Below are 17,228 nucleotides of genomic sequence, written 5' to 3' on the forward strand. Positions count from 1 at the left end.
TAATTATTATAAAAAGAAAAAAGAATTCCTTTTTTCTGTTAATTATAAGGGGGCATTTCATTATGCGTATTGGAGTACCAACAGAAATTAAAAACAACGAAAACCGTGTGGCAATGACACCAGCTGGTGTTGTACATTTAGTTCGTAACAATCACGAAGTATTCATTCAAAAGGGTGCAGGTCTAGGATCTGGTTTTACAGATGCTGAGTATGTTGAAGCAGGAGCAAAACTTGCTGATACAGCTGAAGAAGCTTGGAACATGGATATGGTTATGAAAGTTAAGGAACCAATTGAAAGCGAATACAAACATTTCAGCGAAGGTTTAATCTTATTCACATATTTACACTTAGCTCCGGAACCAGAATTAACAAAAGCTTTAATTGAAAAGAAAGTTGTAGCAATCGCTTACGAAACAGTACAATTAGACAATCGTTCTTTACCACTATTAGCACCTATGAGTGAAGTAGCTGGTCGTATGTCTGCACAAATCGGTGCACAATTCCTTGAGAAAAACAAAGGCGGTAAAGGTATCTTACTAGCAGGCGTTCCAGGAGTAAAACGCGGTAAAGTAACAATTATCGGTGGTGGACAAGCTGGTACAAATGCTGCTAAAATTGCAGTTGGACTAGGTGCGGATGTAACAATCATTGACTTAAGTGCAGAACGCCTTCGTCAATTAGATGACATTTTCGGTAACCAAGTGAAAACGTTAATGTCTAATCCTTACAATATTGCACAAGCTGTAAAAGAATCTGATCTTGTCATTGGTGCAGTATTAATTCCAGGTGCAAAAGCTCCAAAACTTGTTACAGAAGAAATGATTAAATCAATGGAGCCAGGTTCTGTTGTAGTAGATATCGCAATCGATCAAGGCGGTATTTTTGAAACAACTGATCGCATTACAACTCATGATAACCCAACTTATGAAAAACATGGCGTTGTTCACTATGCAGTTGCAAACATGCCTGGTGCGGTTCCACGTACATCTACACTTGCATTAACAAACGTAACAGTACCATATGCAGTACAAATTGCAAACAAAGGCTACAAACAAGCTTGCTTAACAAACTCTGCGTTATTAAAAGGTATTAACACATTAGACGGCTATGTAACATTTGAAGCAGTTGCAGAAGCTCACGGTGTAGAATACAAAGGTGCAAAAGAATTATTAGAAACAGAAGCCGTATCTTGCTAATTGTAGCATTGTACTAAATTAAAAATCGAACAATATTTCATACAATATGATAAGAGCTAAGAGAGATGACCTCTTAGCTCTTCTTAGTAAAAGGGGGCATACATCGTGGCCAACCTATTTAAAAAGAAATCCGTTACGCAATTGTTAGGGGAAAGTAAGAGTAAGACTTTGTCGAAGACTTTAGGGGCATTCGATCTAACAATGCTAGGGATTGGTGCGATAATCGGTACAGGAGTTCTTGTATTAACTGGATTAGTAGCAGCAAGAGATGCTGGTCCAGCTGTCATTTTTTCATTTATGATTGCAGCAATTGTTTGTGGTTTTGCAGCTTTATGTTATGCAGAAGTTGCTTCCGCGCTTCCGGTCTCGGGTAGTGTGTACACATATTCATACGCAACAATTGGTGAGTTTGTAGCCCATTTAATGGGATGGACGTTGTTATCGGTATACGTCGTAACAACAGCAGCAGTAGCTGGTGGATGGACGGGTTACTTCCATAACTTAGTGAGTGGATTTGGATTAGAAATTCCAAAAGCACTGTTAACGATTCCATCACAAGGTGGTATTGTTAACTTACCAGCAGTTATCATTACACTGGTGTTAACATTGTTATTATCACGTGGTACGAAAGAAAGTAAGCGCGTGAATAATGCAATGGTATTAATTAAAATTAGTATTGTTGTATTATTTATTGCAGTTGGTGTATTCTATGTAAAGCCAGAAAACTGGGTACCATTTGCGCCATACGGTTTAAGTGGGGTCTTTGCCGGAGGAGCAGCAGTATTCTTTGCCTTCTTAGGCTTTGATGCGTTAGCAACTTCAGCAGAAGAAGTGAAAAATCCACAGCGAGACCTACCAATTGGTATTATTGCTTCGTTAGTCATTTGTACAATCATCTATGTTGCCGTTTGTCTAGTTATGACTGGTATGGTTTCTTATAAAGAATTAGATGTACCAGAAGCGATGGCTTACGTACTAGAAGTTGTAGGACAAGATAAAGTAGCGGGTATTATTGCGATTGGAGCTGTAATTGGTATTATGGCTGTAATTTTCGCTTACATCTATGCAACAACACGCGTATTTTTTGCAATGAGTCGTGACGGCTTATTACCGAAATCTTTTGCGAAAATCAACAAGAAAACAGAAGCACCAACGTTTTCAACTTGGTTAACAGGGATCGGTAGTGCTTTAATTGCTGGATTTGTCGATTTAAAAGAATTGTCAAACTTAGCGAATATTGGAGCGCTACTAACATTTGCGATGGTTGGTGTAACGGTTATCATCCTTCGTAAAACCCATCCAAAATTACAACGTGGATTTATGGTTCCACTTGTACCAATCTTACCGATTATTTCAGTCGCATGCTGTCTATTCTTAATGTTTAATTTACCGTTACAAACATGGATATACTTCGGCGTTTGGTTGGCGATTGGTATAGTCGTATACTTTGGGTATTCGAAAAAACACAGTCATCTAAAAGAAGACGAAAGTTCGCAAGATAGCTTAAAAGAAGCTAATTAAGGGATATAGATTTGAGCCTTGTGCGTTGGGGAGCGCGCAAGGCTTTTTTGTTTTGTAAAAGGAAAAAAGGGATAACTTGTAGGATTTTGTATTTTGCAATTTATCCCGCATTAATGGGCAGTAAAACTCCCACTCATTAAAGTTTCACTTTGTCGCTCTAAACGTTTTGATCATAGAAATCAAGATGGGAAATTAGGTTTCGTTTAAGCGTTGATGCAGTTAAAGCTGAATAGGTGCAAGAAAGGAGGATGTGCTAAAGAGTCAATTTTTTAGCGAACATCCTCGTTTTATGTGTACCTATGATTTAGGGCTCATATATATAAATCCATTTTGATTTTTCGATATATAAGCCGCAGCTATGGATAACAAAAGGTGACCTGCACTCGTTTTCTCTCTTTGTTTTCACTGTGTCTGGGGCAGGAAAAGGATCTGACCGCTTCTATGCATGGCCGGATGCTCTCTCCCACCTAAAAAGAAGGGTTTTATGTCGGTTTTTTAATTTGTATTTATATAGAACGATTTTGAATGAAGAGTTTAAAGTAGGCCGAAAATACGTTATATACTTGTATGATTTGAAATGTGCACAAAATGTTCGGAAAATTTAGTGTAGATTTCATTGACATATATGAATGGGCGCTCATATAATAAAAGTATAAAATATATGAATGATTGTTCATATGTTCGAATAAAGAGGTGAGCTATAATGGCTGAAAATAAAGTAGAAGCATGTCAGGAAGCATGTTCTCAAACAATTATTCATGAAGAAATCATTGATCAAGTAAAACAAACGATTCCAGCTGACGAAAGCTTAAGCAAAGTGGCAGAGTTATTTAAAGTATTAGGCGACCGCACGCGTACACGTATTTTACACGCTTTATTTGAAGCAGAAATGTGCGTATGTGATTTAGCTTATTTACTCGGAATGACACAATCATCTATTTCGCATCAATTGCGTGTTTTAAAGCAAGCAAAGCTTGTAAGAAATCGTAAAGAGGGGAAGGTTGTCTATTATTCATTAGCTGACCATCACGTAATCCGTATCTTTGAGCAAGCATTTGAACACGTAAACGAAGAAGAATAAAAAAGAAAAGCACAAGGAGGGAGAAAGATGGCAGAGGCACTCGTGAAACGAAAACTTGTGTTAGAAGGATTAGATTGTGCCAACTGTGCGATGAAAATTGAAAAAGGCGTTGGCGAGTTAGAAGGTGTATCCTCTTGTTCGGTTAACTTTGTAACAAAGACGATGACAGTAGAAGCAGATCAAAATAAAGAAAACAATGTGATCGCTGAAGCAAAGCAGCTTGTTACGAAACTAGAACCGCATATTCAGGTCCAAGAAGATCAAAAAATAAAGTCGGCAAAGGAAATTTTCCTTTTAGAAGGATTAGATTGTGCCAATTGTGCAATGAAAATTGAAACAAAGGTAAAGGAAATGCCGGGAGTCTCAGCAGCAAATGTTGATTTTGTTTCCAAGAAATTAAAAGTTGAAGTTGTAAGTAAAAAAGAGCTTGAAGAAACAGTACAGAACATCAAAAATATTGTGCATAAACTAGAGCCAGATGTAAACGTAGTGCGAGAAGAAGAGAGGAAAGATCATGGACATAGCCATGATCATGGGGAAGGAAATGTTAAGAAAATGCTGTGGCGTTTATCGATTGGTGCAGTTGTAACAGGGATTGCTGCACTTGCTGGATTGCCGCAAATGGTGACAATTCCCCTCTTTGTGATTGCATATCTTATAATTGGTGGAGATATTGTTTGGCGGGCTGTGAGAAATATAACACGCGGCCAAGTGTTTGATGAAAACTTTTTAATGGCGATTGCAACGCTTGGAGCATTTGCAATTAAAGAATATCCAGAAGCAGTTGCGGTTATGCTCTTTTACCAAGTCGGTGAATTATTCCAAAGTGTTGCTGTGAATCGTTCTCGAAAATCAATTAGCTCGTTAATGGATATTCGCCCTGATTATGCGAACATAAAAGTAGGGCAAGAAACAAAACAAGTATTACCAGAAGAAGTACAAATTGGAGACCTTATCATTGTAAAACCGGGTGAGAGAGTACCGTTAGATGGAAAAGTAATTGAAGGAACATCAATGGTAGATACTTCAGCGTTAACAGGTGAATCTGTACCTCGTGAAGTGGAAGTAGGGAATGATGTATTAAGTGGTTTCGTTAACCAAAATGGTGTGTTAACAATTGAGGTTACAAAAGAATTTGGTGAATCTACTGTATCAAAAATTTTAGACCTAGTACAAAATGCAAGCAGCCGAAAAGCACCGACAGAAAACTTTATTACGAAATTTGCACGTTACTATACACCGGTTGTTGTTATTACAGCAGCGGCACTTGCGTTTATTCCGCCTCTCATTTTAGAAGGCGCAACATTCTCTGATTGGATTTACCGTGCGTTAGTATTCCTTGTTATTTCTTGTCCGTGTGCATTAGTTGTTTCCATTCCCCTAGGATTCTTTGGGGGGATTGGTGGGGCATCAAAAAGCGGTATTTTAATAAAAGGAAGCAACTATTTAGAGGCATTAAATGATGTGACACATATCGTATTTGATAAAACAGGAACATTAACAAAAGGTGTCTTTAAAGTAACAATGATGGAGCCAAACGGTGCAACTACGCAAGAAGAGCTCCTTGAATATGCTGCATTTGCAGAAGTGTATTCAAATCATCCGATTGCACAATCCATTCGAAGTGCTTATGGGAAAGCAATTGATGAAAATGTAATCGAAGACTACAATGAAATTTCCGGCCATGGTACGGTTGTAAAAGTAAATGGTAAAGAAATATTTGCTGGTAACGCAAAATTAATGAAAAAAGAAAATATTGCATTCCAGCAGCCGCAGACTGTAGGGACACTTGTTCATGTTGCTGTAGATGGCACGTATGCAGGATATATCGTCATTTCAGATGAAGTGAAAGAGGACTCTAAACAAGCGATCAAAATGCTAAAAGAACTTGGGATTAAGAAAACAGTGATGTTAACAGGTGATGCGAAGTTAGTTGGAGAAGCCGTTGGAAAACAGCTTGGTTTAGATGAAGTGCATGCTGAATTACTACCACAACAAAAAGTAGAAGAAATTGAAAAAATTGATGCAGCAAAACATGCAAAAGAAAAAATTGCATTCGTTGGTGATGGTATTAACGATACGCCAGTATTAGCTAGAGCAGACGTTGGGATTGCAATGGGTGGCCTAGGTTCTGATGCAGCAATTGAAGCGGCTGATATTGTTATCATGACGGATGAACCTTCTAAAATTGCAACAGCTGTCAAAATTGCAAAACGTACGCGTAGCATTGTATGGCAAAACATTATCTTTGCACTAGGAGTAAAAGGACTTGTTTTATTACTCGGTGCATTCGGCATTGCAACGATGTGGGAAGCTGTTTTCTCCGATGTTGGTGTTACACTACTCGCTGTATTAAATGCGATGCGCGTGTTGCGAGTGAAAGGTTTGTAAAATAAGAAGAGAAGCGAAAAGTTAAACATACTATAATGATTAGAGGGTACTACGTTCAATATAAGAGCGTATATCCTCTTTCTTTTTATATGATAAAACTTTGATATATCTATGGAAGGATACATCTGAAATGTATAGAATATTCAGTTGTTAATGTGGGATAAAATAATTAATTTGGTAAAGAAGAAATAAACAGCAAAATCTTTTTTGTTTCTACCGATAATGATAAATTATGTTAACTTTACATGGGTAAGTTCTAAAATTATTATTTTAAATATTGTGAATAAATATTAAAATAAATGATGGGAGGGAGAGTTATGGGATTACAAATTATAAATAATGAGAATCAAAGGTTAGTAGCTGAATTTTTTATTAAGCATTGGGGAAGTCATCAAATAAGATTATAGGTTTAATTACTTATGTTATTGATAATGATGAATGCGAAATTATTTCTTTAGATAATGTCCTTGAAAATAAAGGGATTGGATCTTCATTGTTAAGAAAAGTAAAAGAAATAGCAAAATCATTAGATACAATAGTCAAGACTCCAAATAATAGACAGGGTTAAAAAATCCCGGGTTGAGCCGACAGCTAATGTCTGTATTCAAAAGGTGTATCGCAAATCTAATAAATTACGAAATATTTTAAAAGCTAAAGAAAGACTAACGAGGGAATAGAGATGAGAATACAATTAAAAGCTGATTTAATGCTACTAATGATTACATTTTTTTGGGGTGCGTCCATCTTACTTACAAAAATTGGTCTCGATTACATACCAGAATATAATTTAATCGCATTACGTTTTATTATTGCTTTTCTTTTGTCAGGCATAGTATTTTACAAGCACCTAATCAAAATTGACTTTAAGACTATAAAATATGCTTTTATATTAGCTTCTATTTTGTTTATAGTTTATGTTTTTGCGACTTTTGGTACAAAGTATACATCTGTTTCTAATGCTGGTTTCTTAATGAGTCTCACAGTCATATTTATTCCAGTATTATCATCTATATTTTTAAAGCAAAGGCCTGAAAAAAAAGTTGTATTGGGAATTGTTTTAACCATAGTAGGAATAGGACTATTAACATTAAATAGCCAATTAAAGATAGGTGATGGTGATATATTATGTATTTTATGTGCTTTATTTTATGCAGTTCATATCATCGTTACTGGAACAATGACTAAGCATGTTAATTCAATTATCCTGGGAGTTTTACAACTTGGTTTCGTTGGCCTATTTAGTATCATTTTCTCAATGTTTATGGAAACACCAAAACTTCCTGACACTTCCGAATCATGGTTTTCAATCTTAGCATTAAGCATATTTTGTACAGCAATAGCTTTCATTGTTCAAATAATTGCACAGCAATATACCAGTCCTACACATACGGGTCTTATTTTTTCATTAGAACCTGTTTTTTCAGCAGGTTTTGCTTTCTTTTTCACAGGTGAAACTCTCACATTGAAAGGTTACTTAGGTGCAACACTCTTATTATTAAGTGTATTAATTGCTGAACTAGATTTTAAAAGTTTATTAAAACTAAATTATAAGAAAAATATAGAATAGATATTTTATCACGGTACATAAAAATACATCTACGTTGAGAATATTCATTTGTATCATTCTAATTTACATAACCTAGATTTACTTCTGATAATGATCGGTTATGTAAACCTATCATGTGTACGGTATATATTAATTGAATACAAAGAAAAAGCTATATTTCTATATCTCTACGTAATATAGAAATATAGCTTTTTTCATTCGAAGACAACAAATCAAATGTGTGACATAGATTTCTTGCAACAAAACTATATTAAAAACTGTGAAATCATAATTCGCAGATTACTATTTTTTCATTTTTAAAACAAATTGGTGAATTGATTTAGACCGTTTTAATAAAGCATTGCATACTATGGAATTGTAATCTGCAGATTACTAATCTTTTGATTTAATTGGAGGTGAATTTAAAATGCCTTTCACTACTGGTCCAATTGAAAACGTAGGAAATCAACCTGCTAATGCAAATAGAGCTAGGGTTAAAATCCTCAATCGTACTGGAGGTCCACTTACTGGGGTAGTTAGATCTTTTAGACTTGACGGTACAAGAACATTAATCGAACAGATAAACTTTAATGTGGCTGCTAATGCTTCTAATCTTGTAACTCTAAGTTTAGTTCACTCTACTTTGGGACAAGCGCTTCAATACGAAGTTGAAATTGTTCCTAATCAAAACGGTGGATTATACAGTGTTTACGGAGTAACAGCTGGTGGCGTTATTATTACTGCACAACGAGTATTGCACTCAGAATTAACGCAGATTCTTTAGTTTTAAGAAAGGGGTTGGGTACCTAAAAGGTGTCCAACCCCTTTAATTGTCGATAATTATATGTTATGTCCTCTTTAAAATTCAGGTCTTAATAACAATCGCTTCTCTTTTTATTTTTTGATATTATTTGAAATTTGATCTCGCACAGTTTGAATATAATTCATTTTATGATCCCAACACATTTGGCTTAGATCAACGGGATATTCTTCAGGGTTAAGCGTTCGTGTATATTCTTCCCAAAATAGTGCTAAACTGCTTTTTGCATAGGCTTGAATCTCTAGTATATCAGGTAATTCATACGTTCTTTTACCATGTATGAAAATATCATGGTGTAGCTCACGTGCTTCAAAGTTCGTCACAAATTTACTAATGTACGTATGAACCGGGTGGAACATTTTTAACCGTTCTTCTTGTTGTGGTACTTCTGTTTCTAAAGCGATATAATCCCCTTCTGTATGTTGATTTAAGCGATTAATAATACGATATACACGCTTTAATCCTGGTGTTGTAATCTTTTCAGGATTGGAAGAAATTTTGATTGTATCGTTTAACGTTCCATCTTCATCTTCAATGGCCACCAATTTATAAACAGCACCTAATGCGGGCTGCTCAAATGATGTAATGAGCTTTGTTCCCACACCCCACACATCGATTTTTGATCCCTGTGATTTTAAATGCATAATCGTATATTCATCTAAATCGCTAGAAGCAATAATTTTTGTGTTTGTAAATCCTGCGTCATCAAGCAGTTTTCGTGCTTCTTTTGATAAATATGCCATATCGCCACTATCAAGACGAATCCCGTAAAAATTAATACGATCGCCAAATTCTTTCGCAATGCGAATTGCATTTGGCACACCAGATTTTAAAGTGTCATAGGTATCAACGAGAAAAACGCATTTCTCATGTGTTTCCGCGTATTTTTTAAAGGCAACATATTCGTCACGATATGCTTGGACAAACGAATGAGCATGAGTACCTGCCACTGGAATGCCAAACCGTTTTCCTGCACGGACGTTACTTGTAGAAGAAAATCCCCCGATAAAGGCTGCGCGTGTCCCCCAAAGGGCAGCGTCGAATTCATGGGCACGACGTGTACCGAATTCCAGTAGTTCATCATTGTTCGCTGCATGCTTCATTCGAGCAGCTTTTGTAGCAATTAATGTTTGGTAATTCACAATGTTCAACAAAGCAGTTTCAATAATTTGAGCTTCTCCAAGCGGTGCATCAACACGCAGGAGTGGTTCATTGTTAAAAATAACTTCGCCTTCTATCATGCTGCGAATCGTTCCAGTAAACTTCATATTTTGTAAATAATGTAGAAATTCTTCCTCAAATTGAAGCTCTGTTAAATAAGCGATATCACTTTCGGTGAAACGAAAATTTTCTATGTACTCGATAATTTTTTCAAGGCCAGCAAAAAGGGCATAACCATTTTCAAATGGAAGCTTCCGGAAATATAAATCAAAAACAGAGCGGCGATTATGAATGCCGTCTTTCCAATACGTATAAGCCATATTAATTTGATATAAATCTGTATGTAAGGCGTAACTATCGTCTTTATAATGATTCATTGCGAAAAACACCTCCGTAATTTGGTTATAGTATAACAATTTTTACTAGTTTATGCCAAAGAAGATCCTTTTAGTAAGAAGGATCTTCTTTGGTTTATCGTGCGGAAAATTCAGATATTATTAGACTGAATATAATCATCCACACCATTGATCAAGTAAAAAGTATAGTCAAGTCAGTGAAAAACCTTTTCTAATATAAAATTTGGTTGTTTGGATTGGAATAAAGCTCTTTTATTGAAAAAAATATATAGAAAATTTGCATTTATCAATTTATATTTTTACCATTTTTATGTATTATTAGAGTAGTGAGGGGAAATGAGAATGGAGGAGGACAATGCAACAAACTTTAGAAAAAATTGGCAAACAAGTTTTTTATAAGCGACTTCAGCAAAAAATGACGCAAGAAGAATTATGTCAGGGCATTTGTTCCGTCTCATATTTAAGTAAAATTGAAAATGGAAAGATCGAAGCGTCGGAAGAAATTTTACAGCTGCTTTGTGTGAAATTAGAGATTGCTGTTTCTGATTTGAGAGATGTAGAAGCGGAAGTGAAAGAGAAGCTGGATGACTGGTTAAACGCATTAGTTCATTTGGATAAGCAACAGGTTGAACGCATATACAACGAACTGCAATCTGAAATGCAGCATGTTGTAGATTTTGAAATCATAAATTATTATAAGCTTCTTTATACACGTTATTTAATTATAAAAAGGGATCTTCCAGCGCTTGAAGAGGAACTAGAGAACTTGAAAAAGATGTATAAAAAGTATTCTCCGTTTCAGAAGTTGTTGTATATGTATAGTAAGGCGTTGGCATATTGCTTGCAGTATAAGTTTAAAGATGGCTTAGATTACTTACTTAAAACTGAAGTGATAGCAAAAGAGTTGAGTTATTATGAAACAGGGATTTATTATAATATAGCGCTCGCATATAGTCACTTGGAAATCCCGCACCTTGCACTTCATTTTGCGAATGTTGCACTAGAAGGATTTCGAAATGAGTATAAATTCAGATATGTAATTAATTGTCAAATTATTATTGCGTTAAGCTATACGGAAAAGGGACAGTATGAAGAAGCTTTAAAGATGTATAAAGGTATACTAAGAGAATCAGATTCTTTTGCTGAAAAAGATTCAATTCTAGCTATTACGTTAAGTAATATTGGAAATATTTATTATAAAAAAAATCAATACGAAGAAGCAAAAGAATACTACTCAAAAAGTTTACAATATCAAAGGCAAGAGGATTTAAATTATATTGATACGTTATATGAGATGGCGTTGCAATGTATTAATCTTGGACAATTAGAGGAAGCTAAAGGATGGATTGATAAAGGGATTGTAGCTGCTAAGCAGGAAGAGAGATTTAATACAAAATTGTATTTGCTTCTCATGCTCAGGTATAAGTATTTTGAAGAAACAAAAGCATATAAAGCATTTTTAGAAACGGAAGCAATTCCCTTTTTTAAAGTTGCAGGAAATAAGAAAGAATTAAAGAAAGCTTATATGGAACTTGCTGAATACTTTGACGAGCTGTCAGATTTAAAGGAAAGTAATCGGTATTATAAACTTGTTATTGAAGTGCTAGAAGATTATAAGGAGGAATACGAATGAAAAAAGTATTGGATGGATTGTTAATGATTGGGTTATTGTTTACTGCGATGGGTGGAATTCAACAATATACAAGTAAACCTGATATTTATTGATATTTATAGCGCGAAAATAAATTAGCTTAAAGAGTAAATATAGAACAAATATTGAGAAAGGCCCTTTCCATTTTGGAAAGGGCCTTTCTCAATATTTGTTCCGCAAAATTCTACAAAAGTTGAGAAAAGATTTATTTTACTTTTTAGTATATTAATAGTGGGAACCTAATGCTAATATAAAATTACTCTTTTTTAAATTTTCAAAAAACATTATTAGGGGGAAGGTTATATGAAAAAGAAAAGTTTAGCATTTGTATTAGCAGCAGGAATGGCAGTTACGACATTTGGAGGGACAAGCTCTGCGTTTGCAGATTCAAAGAATGTACTCTCTACGAAAAAGTATAATGAGGCGGTACAGTCACCTGAATTTATTTCTGGTGATTTGACTGGTGCATCTGGGAAGAAAGCAGAATCTGTCGTTTTTGATTATTTAAATGCGGCAAAACAAGATTATAAGCTAGGGGAAAAGAGTGCGGAGGATTCCTTTAAAGTAAAACAAGTAACAAAGGATTCTGTAGGTGATGCGACAGTTGTACGTTTACAGCAAGTATATGAAGGAATACCTGTATGGGGATCTACTCAACTAGCACACGTTGGAAAAGATGGTGCGCTAAAAGTGCTATCTGGAACAGTAGCACCTGATTTGGACAAAAAGGAAAAATTAAAAAAACAAAATAAGATTGAAGGTAAAAAAGCGATTGAAATTGCACAGCAAGATTTAGGGTTAACTCCGAAATATGAAGTAGAACCATCAGCAGATTTATATGTATATCAAAATGGTGAAGAAGCAACTTACGCGTATGTTGTGAAGTTGAACTTCTTAGACCCAGAACCAGGGAACTATTATTATTTCATTGAAGCAGATAGCGGAAAAGTGTTAAATAAATACAATACAATTGGTCATGTAACAAATGAAAATAAAGCTCCACTTAAACCGGAAGCTGCTAAGCAAGAGGAAAAAGCTGCTGTAAAACCTGTAACAGGAACAAATAAAGTAGGAACAGGTAAAGGGGTATTAGGAGATACAAAATCTATTAATACAACATTATCTGGATCTAGTTACTACTTACAAGACAATACACGCGGTGCAACGATCTTCACATATGATGCGAAAAATCGTTCTACGCTGCCTGGAACATTATGGGCGGACACAGATAATATTTTCAATGCGAGCCGTGATGCAGCAGCAGTAGATGCTCATTACTATGCTGGTGTAACGTATGATTATTATAAAAATACGTTTAACAGAAACTCTATCAATAATGCTGGGGCGCCGTTAAAATCAACGGTTCATTACGGAAGCAATTACAATAATGCATTCTGGAATGGCTCGCAAATGGTATATGGAGATGGAGATGGATCTACATTTGTAGCGTTATCTGGTGGAGTAGATGTAATTGGGCATGAATTAACACATGCTGTTACAGAATATAGTTCAAATCTTATTTATCAAAATGAGTCCGGAGCATTAAATGAAGCGATTTCTGATGTTTTTGGTACTTTAGTAGAATACTATGATAATCGTAATCCAGATTGGGAAGTAGGAGAAGATATTTATACGCCTGGTCAAGCTGGAGATGCACTTCGCTCTATGAGTGATCCAGCGAAGTATGGTGATCCTGATCATTATTCTAAACGTTATACAGGATCTAGCGATAATGGTGGTGTTCATACGAACAGCGGTATTATTAACAAAGCTGCTTATTTACTAGCGAATGGTGGTACACATTACGGCGTAACAGTGAACGGTATTGGTAAAGATAAAGTAGGAGCAATTTATTATCGTGCAAATACAGTATATTTCACGGAATCTACTACATTTAGCCAAGCTCGTGCTGGTTTAGTACAAGCTGCTGCTGATTTATACGGTGCAAACTCTGCGGAAGTTACAGCGGTGAAGCAATCGTATGATGCAGTTGGTGTAAAATAAGTTTCACTCCCCTTAAGGGACAATAAAAAAGGAGCAGATGCTCCTTTTTTTTATTGTTTCTTCCACTTTTTCCATATATAAAATAGTCCGAGACAACCTGCAACCGTTATAATCCACTTTGCTTCCTTTGTTCCATTCATTACATGATAAGCAGAATAAACTTCAATGAGCAATGCGGGTATTTTCCCTATTGTACTGGCGATACTGAAAGAGAGCAGTGACATTTTTCCTAAAGCTGCAAATAGTGTAACGATACCTGATGGAATAAATGGAACAAATCGAAACGATAAGACAAGTAAAAAGGCTTCTTTTCCTTGTACGTAAAGGAGACGTTCTACTTTTGGATAATGGTTTATTTTTTTTTGGGCGAATTTTTGAAGCCCTAATCGATAGAAATAAAAGGAGATAATTGCTCCTAACACTTCCCCAACAATTGAAATGATTGTCCCATCGGTTAACCCGAAAAGTTGTATGTTAATTGCTGTTAAGAAGATGCTCGGAATAAAACCAGCGAGGCTGATGATGATATTGAATAGGATGCTAAGTGGAATTGCAATACTGTAATGATCTGTGAGAAAAGAGTGGATGATTTCTTGCATTAGTTTAAGTCCTTTGCCTTTTTTAGCATTACATCACATTTTACCTATAGAGGCAAGAGTGGAATTAATTATAATTATAAATTTTTTACAGTTAAAAACTTGCAAAAATATACCCCTTACGGGTATAATGTATACATGATGGGGGGTATATAAATGGATCATTGTTCAAATGAAGAAAAAATGGTTCCGCGAACGGACGAAGAAATTGATAGGGTTGTAAAGCGTTTAAAACGTATTGAAGGCCAAGTGCGCGGTATACAGAAGATGATTGAAGAAAATCGGTATTGTGTGGATGTCCTTATACAAATTTCTGCAGTACAGGCAGCTTTAAATAAAGTAGGTTTTTCATTGATGGAGCGTCACACAAGCCATTGTGTGGCAAAAGCAATTCAAGAAGGGAATGGAGACGAGTCGATTCAAGAATTAATGAAAGTCATCAAACAGTTCTCGAAATAGAAAGGAGATGAACTGTATGAGTAGTGTGAAACAGATAACGGTTGGTATCGATGGAATGACATGTTCAGCTTGTTCTGCCAGAATTGAAAAAGTGTTAAATAAGCTAGATGGTGTAGAAGTAAATGTGAATTTAGCGATGGAGCAAGCGACAGTTCAATATGATACGGGTGAACAATCTGTGGAGACAATTACGAATCGAATTGAGAAACTGGGATATGAAGTTCGAACGAAAAAAGTGAATTTAGACATTGAAGGAATGACATGCGCTGCATGTTCAAATCGGATTGAAAAAGTAATTGGTAAAATGGAAGGAATCGAAAGTGTTACTGTTAATCTGGCGATGAACACCGCAACAATCGTATATAAAGATGGTATTATTACCATTCCAGCCATTTTAGAGAAAATAACGAAACTTGGTTATAAAGGAAAACCTCAAGAAGAGACTGGGTCTAATAAAAAAGAAGAACAATTAAAAGAGAAACGAAAACAGCTATTTCTTTCTATTTTGTTATCATTACCACTTCTTTATACAATGGTTGCACATATGCCATTTGAGACGGGGCTACTCGTACCGCACTTTTTAATGAATCCATGGGTACAATTATTATTTGCAACTCCGGTACAATTTTATATCGGCTCGCAGTTTTATATCGGTGCATACCGATCACTGCGAAATAAAAGTGCGAATATGGATGTACTGGTTGTACTCGGTACATCAGCGGCATATTTTTACAGCTTATATGAAGGTTTGAAAACATTGCAAAACCCATCGTATTCACCGCAGCTTTATTTTGAAACGAGTGCAGTGTTAATTACATTAATTCTGGTCGGAAAATATTTTGAAGCTGTTGCAAAGGGAAGAACGACAGAAGCGATTTCAAAATTATTAAGCTTACAAGCAAAAGAAGCGTTAGTCATTCGAGATGGGAATGAAATGTTAATCCCAATTGAAAATGTTGTTATCGGTGATACAATTATTGTCAAACCAGGTGGAAAGATACCTGTCGATGGTATAGTTTTATCCGGTACTTCATCTGTTGATGAAGCGATGATCACAGGTGAATCTATTCCAGTCGATAAGCAGTCTGGAGATACTTTAATTGGAGCAACCATTAATAAGAATGGCACATTAACAATGCGTGCAGAAAAAATTGGAAAAGATACAGCGCTTGCAAGTATTATAAAAATCGTTGAAGAAGCCCAAGGATCAAAAGCACCTATTCAACGTATGGCAGATACAATTTCTGGTATATTTGTTCCGATAGTTGTTGCTGTTGCGGCTATTGCTTTTCTAATCTGGTATTTTGGGATCACTCCGCATGACTTACCGCAATCTCTTGAAGTTGCCATTGCAGTGTTAGTCATTGCTTGTCCTTGTGCATTAGGACTTGCAACGCCTACCTCTATTATGGTTGGAACTGGAAAAGGGGCAGAGAAAGGAATTCTTTTCAAAGGTGGAGAGTATTTAGAAGCAACACATAAAATTAACGCCGTTTTATTAGATAAAACGGGCACTGTTACGAAGGGGAGACCGGAAGTAACGGATGTGATGAGCTTACAAGATGATATGCTCCTACTTGCTGCTTCTGCAGAAAATGTTTCGGAACATCCACTTGCTTCTGCAATTGTAGAATATGGAAAACAAAACAATATCGCCCTCTTACCTGTAGAAGAGTTTCGCGCGGTACCTGGACACGGTATTGAAGCAAATATAGATGGAAAACAAGTCGTAATTGGAACACGAAAATTAATGAGTGAACATAGCATCGATATGGCAACATATGAGCAAGCAATGAGTGAGCTTGAAGCGGATGGAAAAACGGTCATGCTTGTAGCTATTTCGGGTCAGTTTACAGGGATGATTTCCGTTGCTGACACGATTAAAGAAAGCTCAAAAGAAGCCATTCATACAATGCAATCTGCTGGAATCGATGTTTATATGGTAACAGGAGACAATAAGCGAACTGCTGAAGCGATTGCAAAGCAAGTCGGTATTGACCATGTATATGCAGAAGTATTGCCACAACAAAAAGCTGATATTGTAGAGCAATTGCAAGAGCAAGGAAAGCGTGTAGCAATGGTTGGTGATGGCATTAATGATGCGCCAGCACTTGCGAAAGCGAATATCGGTATGGCGATTGGAACAGGGGCAGATGTAGCAATTGAAGCTGCAGATGTCACATTAGTTGGAGGTGACTTAGGTCATATTCCACAAGCGATTGATTTAAGCCAAAAGACGATGAAAAATATTCGTCAAAACCTATTTTGGGCATTATTCTATAACGCGATTGGTATACCGATTGCTGCAAGTGGTTTATTAGAACCGTGGGTAGCTGGAGCTGCTATGGCATTTAGCTCTGTATCTGTTGTGACAAATGCACTTCGATTGAAACGCGTGAAAATATAAAGAGAATCCTATCGTAGTGATGTGATTTTTCAAGTTCAC

At 36.0% G+C, this 17,228-nt stretch carries 14 protein-coding genes; 12 read left to right on the forward strand and 2 right to left on the reverse strand.

The annotated features are described in order from the left end of the window. The first annotated feature begins 62 nt into the window (after nt 1-62). From ald to QUF99_RS06870, 7 genes are all read left to right on the forward strand, one after another. The gene (gene ald, locus QUF99_RS06840) at nt 63-1,196 is read left to right on the forward strand and encodes an alanine dehydrogenase (protein WP_289369178.1); all 1,134 of its coding nucleotides are present in this window, start codon (nt 63-65) and stop codon (nt 1,194-1,196) included. Nucleotides 1,197-1,301: 105 nt separating this feature from the next. Next, nucleotides 1,302-2,717, forward strand: coding sequence for an amino acid permease (locus tag QUF99_RS06845; RefSeq protein ID WP_289369179.1), 1,416 nt, complete (start codon nt 1,302-1,304; stop codon nt 2,715-2,717). Nucleotides 2,718-3,420: 703 nt separating this feature from the next. Then, nucleotides 3,421-3,798 carry an ArsR/SmtB family transcription factor gene (locus QUF99_RS06850; RefSeq protein WP_289369180.1) on the forward strand — a complete coding sequence of 126 codons (378 nt, stop codon included), beginning with the start codon at nt 3,421-3,423 and terminating at the stop codon, nt 3,796-3,798. A gap of 27 nt (nt 3,799-3,825) precedes the next feature. Next, entirely contained in the window at nt 3,826-6,189 is a 2,364-nt protein-coding gene (locus QUF99_RS06855) for a heavy metal translocating P-type ATPase (RefSeq protein ID WP_289369181.1), read from the forward strand. Between the two features lie 379 nt (nt 6,190-6,568). After that, nucleotides 6,569-6,757 carry a GNAT family N-acetyltransferase gene (locus QUF99_RS06860; RefSeq protein ID WP_289369182.1) on the forward strand — a complete coding sequence of 63 codons (189 nt, stop codon included), beginning with the start codon at nt 6,569-6,571 and terminating at the stop codon, nt 6,755-6,757. A gap of 111 nt (nt 6,758-6,868) precedes the next feature. After that, the gene (locus tag QUF99_RS06865) at nt 6,869-7,756 is read left to right on the forward strand and encodes a DMT family transporter (RefSeq protein WP_289369183.1); all 888 of its coding nucleotides are present in this window, start codon (nt 6,869-6,871) and stop codon (nt 7,754-7,756) included. Between the two features lie 406 nt (nt 7,757-8,162). Continuing rightward, nucleotides 8,163-8,519 carry an ATPase gene (locus tag QUF99_RS06870; protein WP_289369184.1) on the forward strand — a complete coding sequence of 119 codons (357 nt, stop codon included), beginning with the start codon at nt 8,163-8,165 and terminating at the stop codon, nt 8,517-8,519. Nucleotides 8,520-8,629: 110 nt separating this feature from the next. Here QUF99_RS06870 and QUF99_RS06875 read toward each other — a convergent pair whose 3' ends face one another. Next, nucleotides 8,630-10,093, reverse strand: a complete 1,464-nt coding sequence (locus QUF99_RS06875) for a nicotinate phosphoribosyltransferase (protein WP_289369185.1) — start codon at nt 10,091-10,093, stop codon at nt 8,630-8,632. Between the two features lie 334 nt (nt 10,094-10,427). On the opposite strand from QUF99_RS06875, the gene QUF99_RS06880 reads away from it, so the two are divergent. The 3 genes from QUF99_RS06880 (at nt 10,428) to QUF99_RS06890 (ending at nt 13,727) form a co-directional block, all read left to right on the forward strand. Further along, entirely contained in the window at nt 10,428-11,705 is a 1,278-nt protein-coding gene (locus QUF99_RS06880; RefSeq protein WP_289369186.1) for a tetratricopeptide repeat protein, read from the forward strand. Continuing rightward, complete coding sequence (locus QUF99_RS06885) at nt 11,702-11,797, forward strand: NprX family peptide pheromone (protein ID WP_289369187.1); 96 nt, start codon at nt 11,702-11,704, stop codon at nt 11,795-11,797. The genes QUF99_RS06880 and QUF99_RS06885 overlap by 4 nt, the downstream gene beginning before the upstream one ends. Nucleotides 11,798-12,026: 229 nt before the next feature. Further along, nucleotides 12,027-13,727: a M4 family metallopeptidase gene (locus tag QUF99_RS06890; protein WP_289369188.1), complete on the forward strand. Its 1,701-nt coding sequence runs from the start codon at nt 12,027-12,029 to the stop codon at nt 13,725-13,727. A gap of 50 nt (nt 13,728-13,777) precedes the next feature. Here the strand turns inward: QUF99_RS06890 and QUF99_RS06895 are convergent, their stop codons facing one another. After that, nucleotides 13,778-14,326 (reverse strand): TVP38/TMEM64 family protein, encoded by a 549-nt coding sequence (locus QUF99_RS06895; protein ID WP_289369189.1) that lies wholly within the window; start codon nt 14,324-14,326, stop codon nt 13,778-13,780. A 153-nt stretch (nt 14,327-14,479) separates the two neighbouring features. Here QUF99_RS06895 and QUF99_RS06900 point away from each other — a divergent pair, with 153 nt between their 5' ends. Both QUF99_RS06900 and QUF99_RS06905 read left to right on the forward strand, forming a co-directional pair. Continuing rightward, nucleotides 14,480-14,782, forward strand: coding sequence for a metal-sensing transcriptional repressor (locus tag QUF99_RS06900; protein WP_286123551.1), 303 nt, complete (start codon nt 14,480-14,482; stop codon nt 14,780-14,782). A 16-nt stretch (nt 14,783-14,798) separates the two neighbouring features. After that, nucleotides 14,799-17,189: a heavy metal translocating P-type ATPase gene (locus QUF99_RS06905; protein ID WP_289369190.1), complete on the forward strand. Its 2,391-nt coding sequence runs from the start codon at nt 14,799-14,801 to the stop codon at nt 17,187-17,189. Nucleotides 17,190-17,228 lie beyond the last annotated feature (39 nt).

This window comes from Bacillus sp. DX4.1 (genome assembly GCF_030348195.1).
Taxonomy (GTDB): domain Bacteria; phylum Bacillota; class Bacilli; order Bacillales; family Bacillaceae_G; genus Bacillus_A.

Coding starts and splice junctions, on each gene's coding strand:
- QUF99_RS06880 (WP_289369186.1), top strand. CDS start 10,428: ATGCAACAAACTTTAGAAAAAATTGGCAAACAAGTTTTTTATAAGCGA.
- QUF99_RS06855 (WP_289369181.1), top strand. CDS start 3,826: ATGGCAGAGGCACTCGTGAAACGAAAACTTGTGTTAGAAGGATTAGAT.
- QUF99_RS06905 (WP_289369190.1), top strand. CDS start 14,799: ATGAGTAGTGTGAAACAGATAACGGTTGGTATCGATGGAATGACATGT.
- QUF99_RS06895 (WP_289369189.1), bottom strand. CDS start 14,326: ATGCAAGAAATCATCCACTCTTTTCTCACAGATCATTACAGTATTGCA.
- QUF99_RS06900 (WP_286123551.1), top strand. CDS start 14,480: ATGGATCATTGTTCAAATGAAGAAAAAATGGTTCCGCGAACGGACGAA.
- QUF99_RS06885 (WP_289369187.1), top strand. CDS start 11,702: ATGAAAAAAGTATTGGATGGATTGTTAATGATTGGGTTATTGTTTACT.
- QUF99_RS06850 (WP_289369180.1), top strand. CDS start 3,421: ATGGCTGAAAATAAAGTAGAAGCATGTCAGGAAGCATGTTCTCAAACA.
- QUF99_RS06890 (WP_289369188.1), top strand. CDS start 12,027: ATGAAAAAGAAAAGTTTAGCATTTGTATTAGCAGCAGGAATGGCAGTT.
- ald (WP_289369178.1), top strand. CDS start 63: ATGCGTATTGGAGTACCAACAGAAATTAAAAACAACGAAAACCGTGTG.
- QUF99_RS06865 (WP_289369183.1), top strand. CDS start 6,869: ATGAGAATACAATTAAAAGCTGATTTAATGCTACTAATGATTACATTT.
- QUF99_RS06875 (WP_289369185.1), bottom strand. CDS start 10,093: ATGAATCATTATAAAGACGATAGTTACGCCTTACATACAGATTTATAT.
- QUF99_RS06870 (WP_289369184.1), top strand. CDS start 8,163: ATGCCTTTCACTACTGGTCCAATTGAAAACGTAGGAAATCAACCTGCT.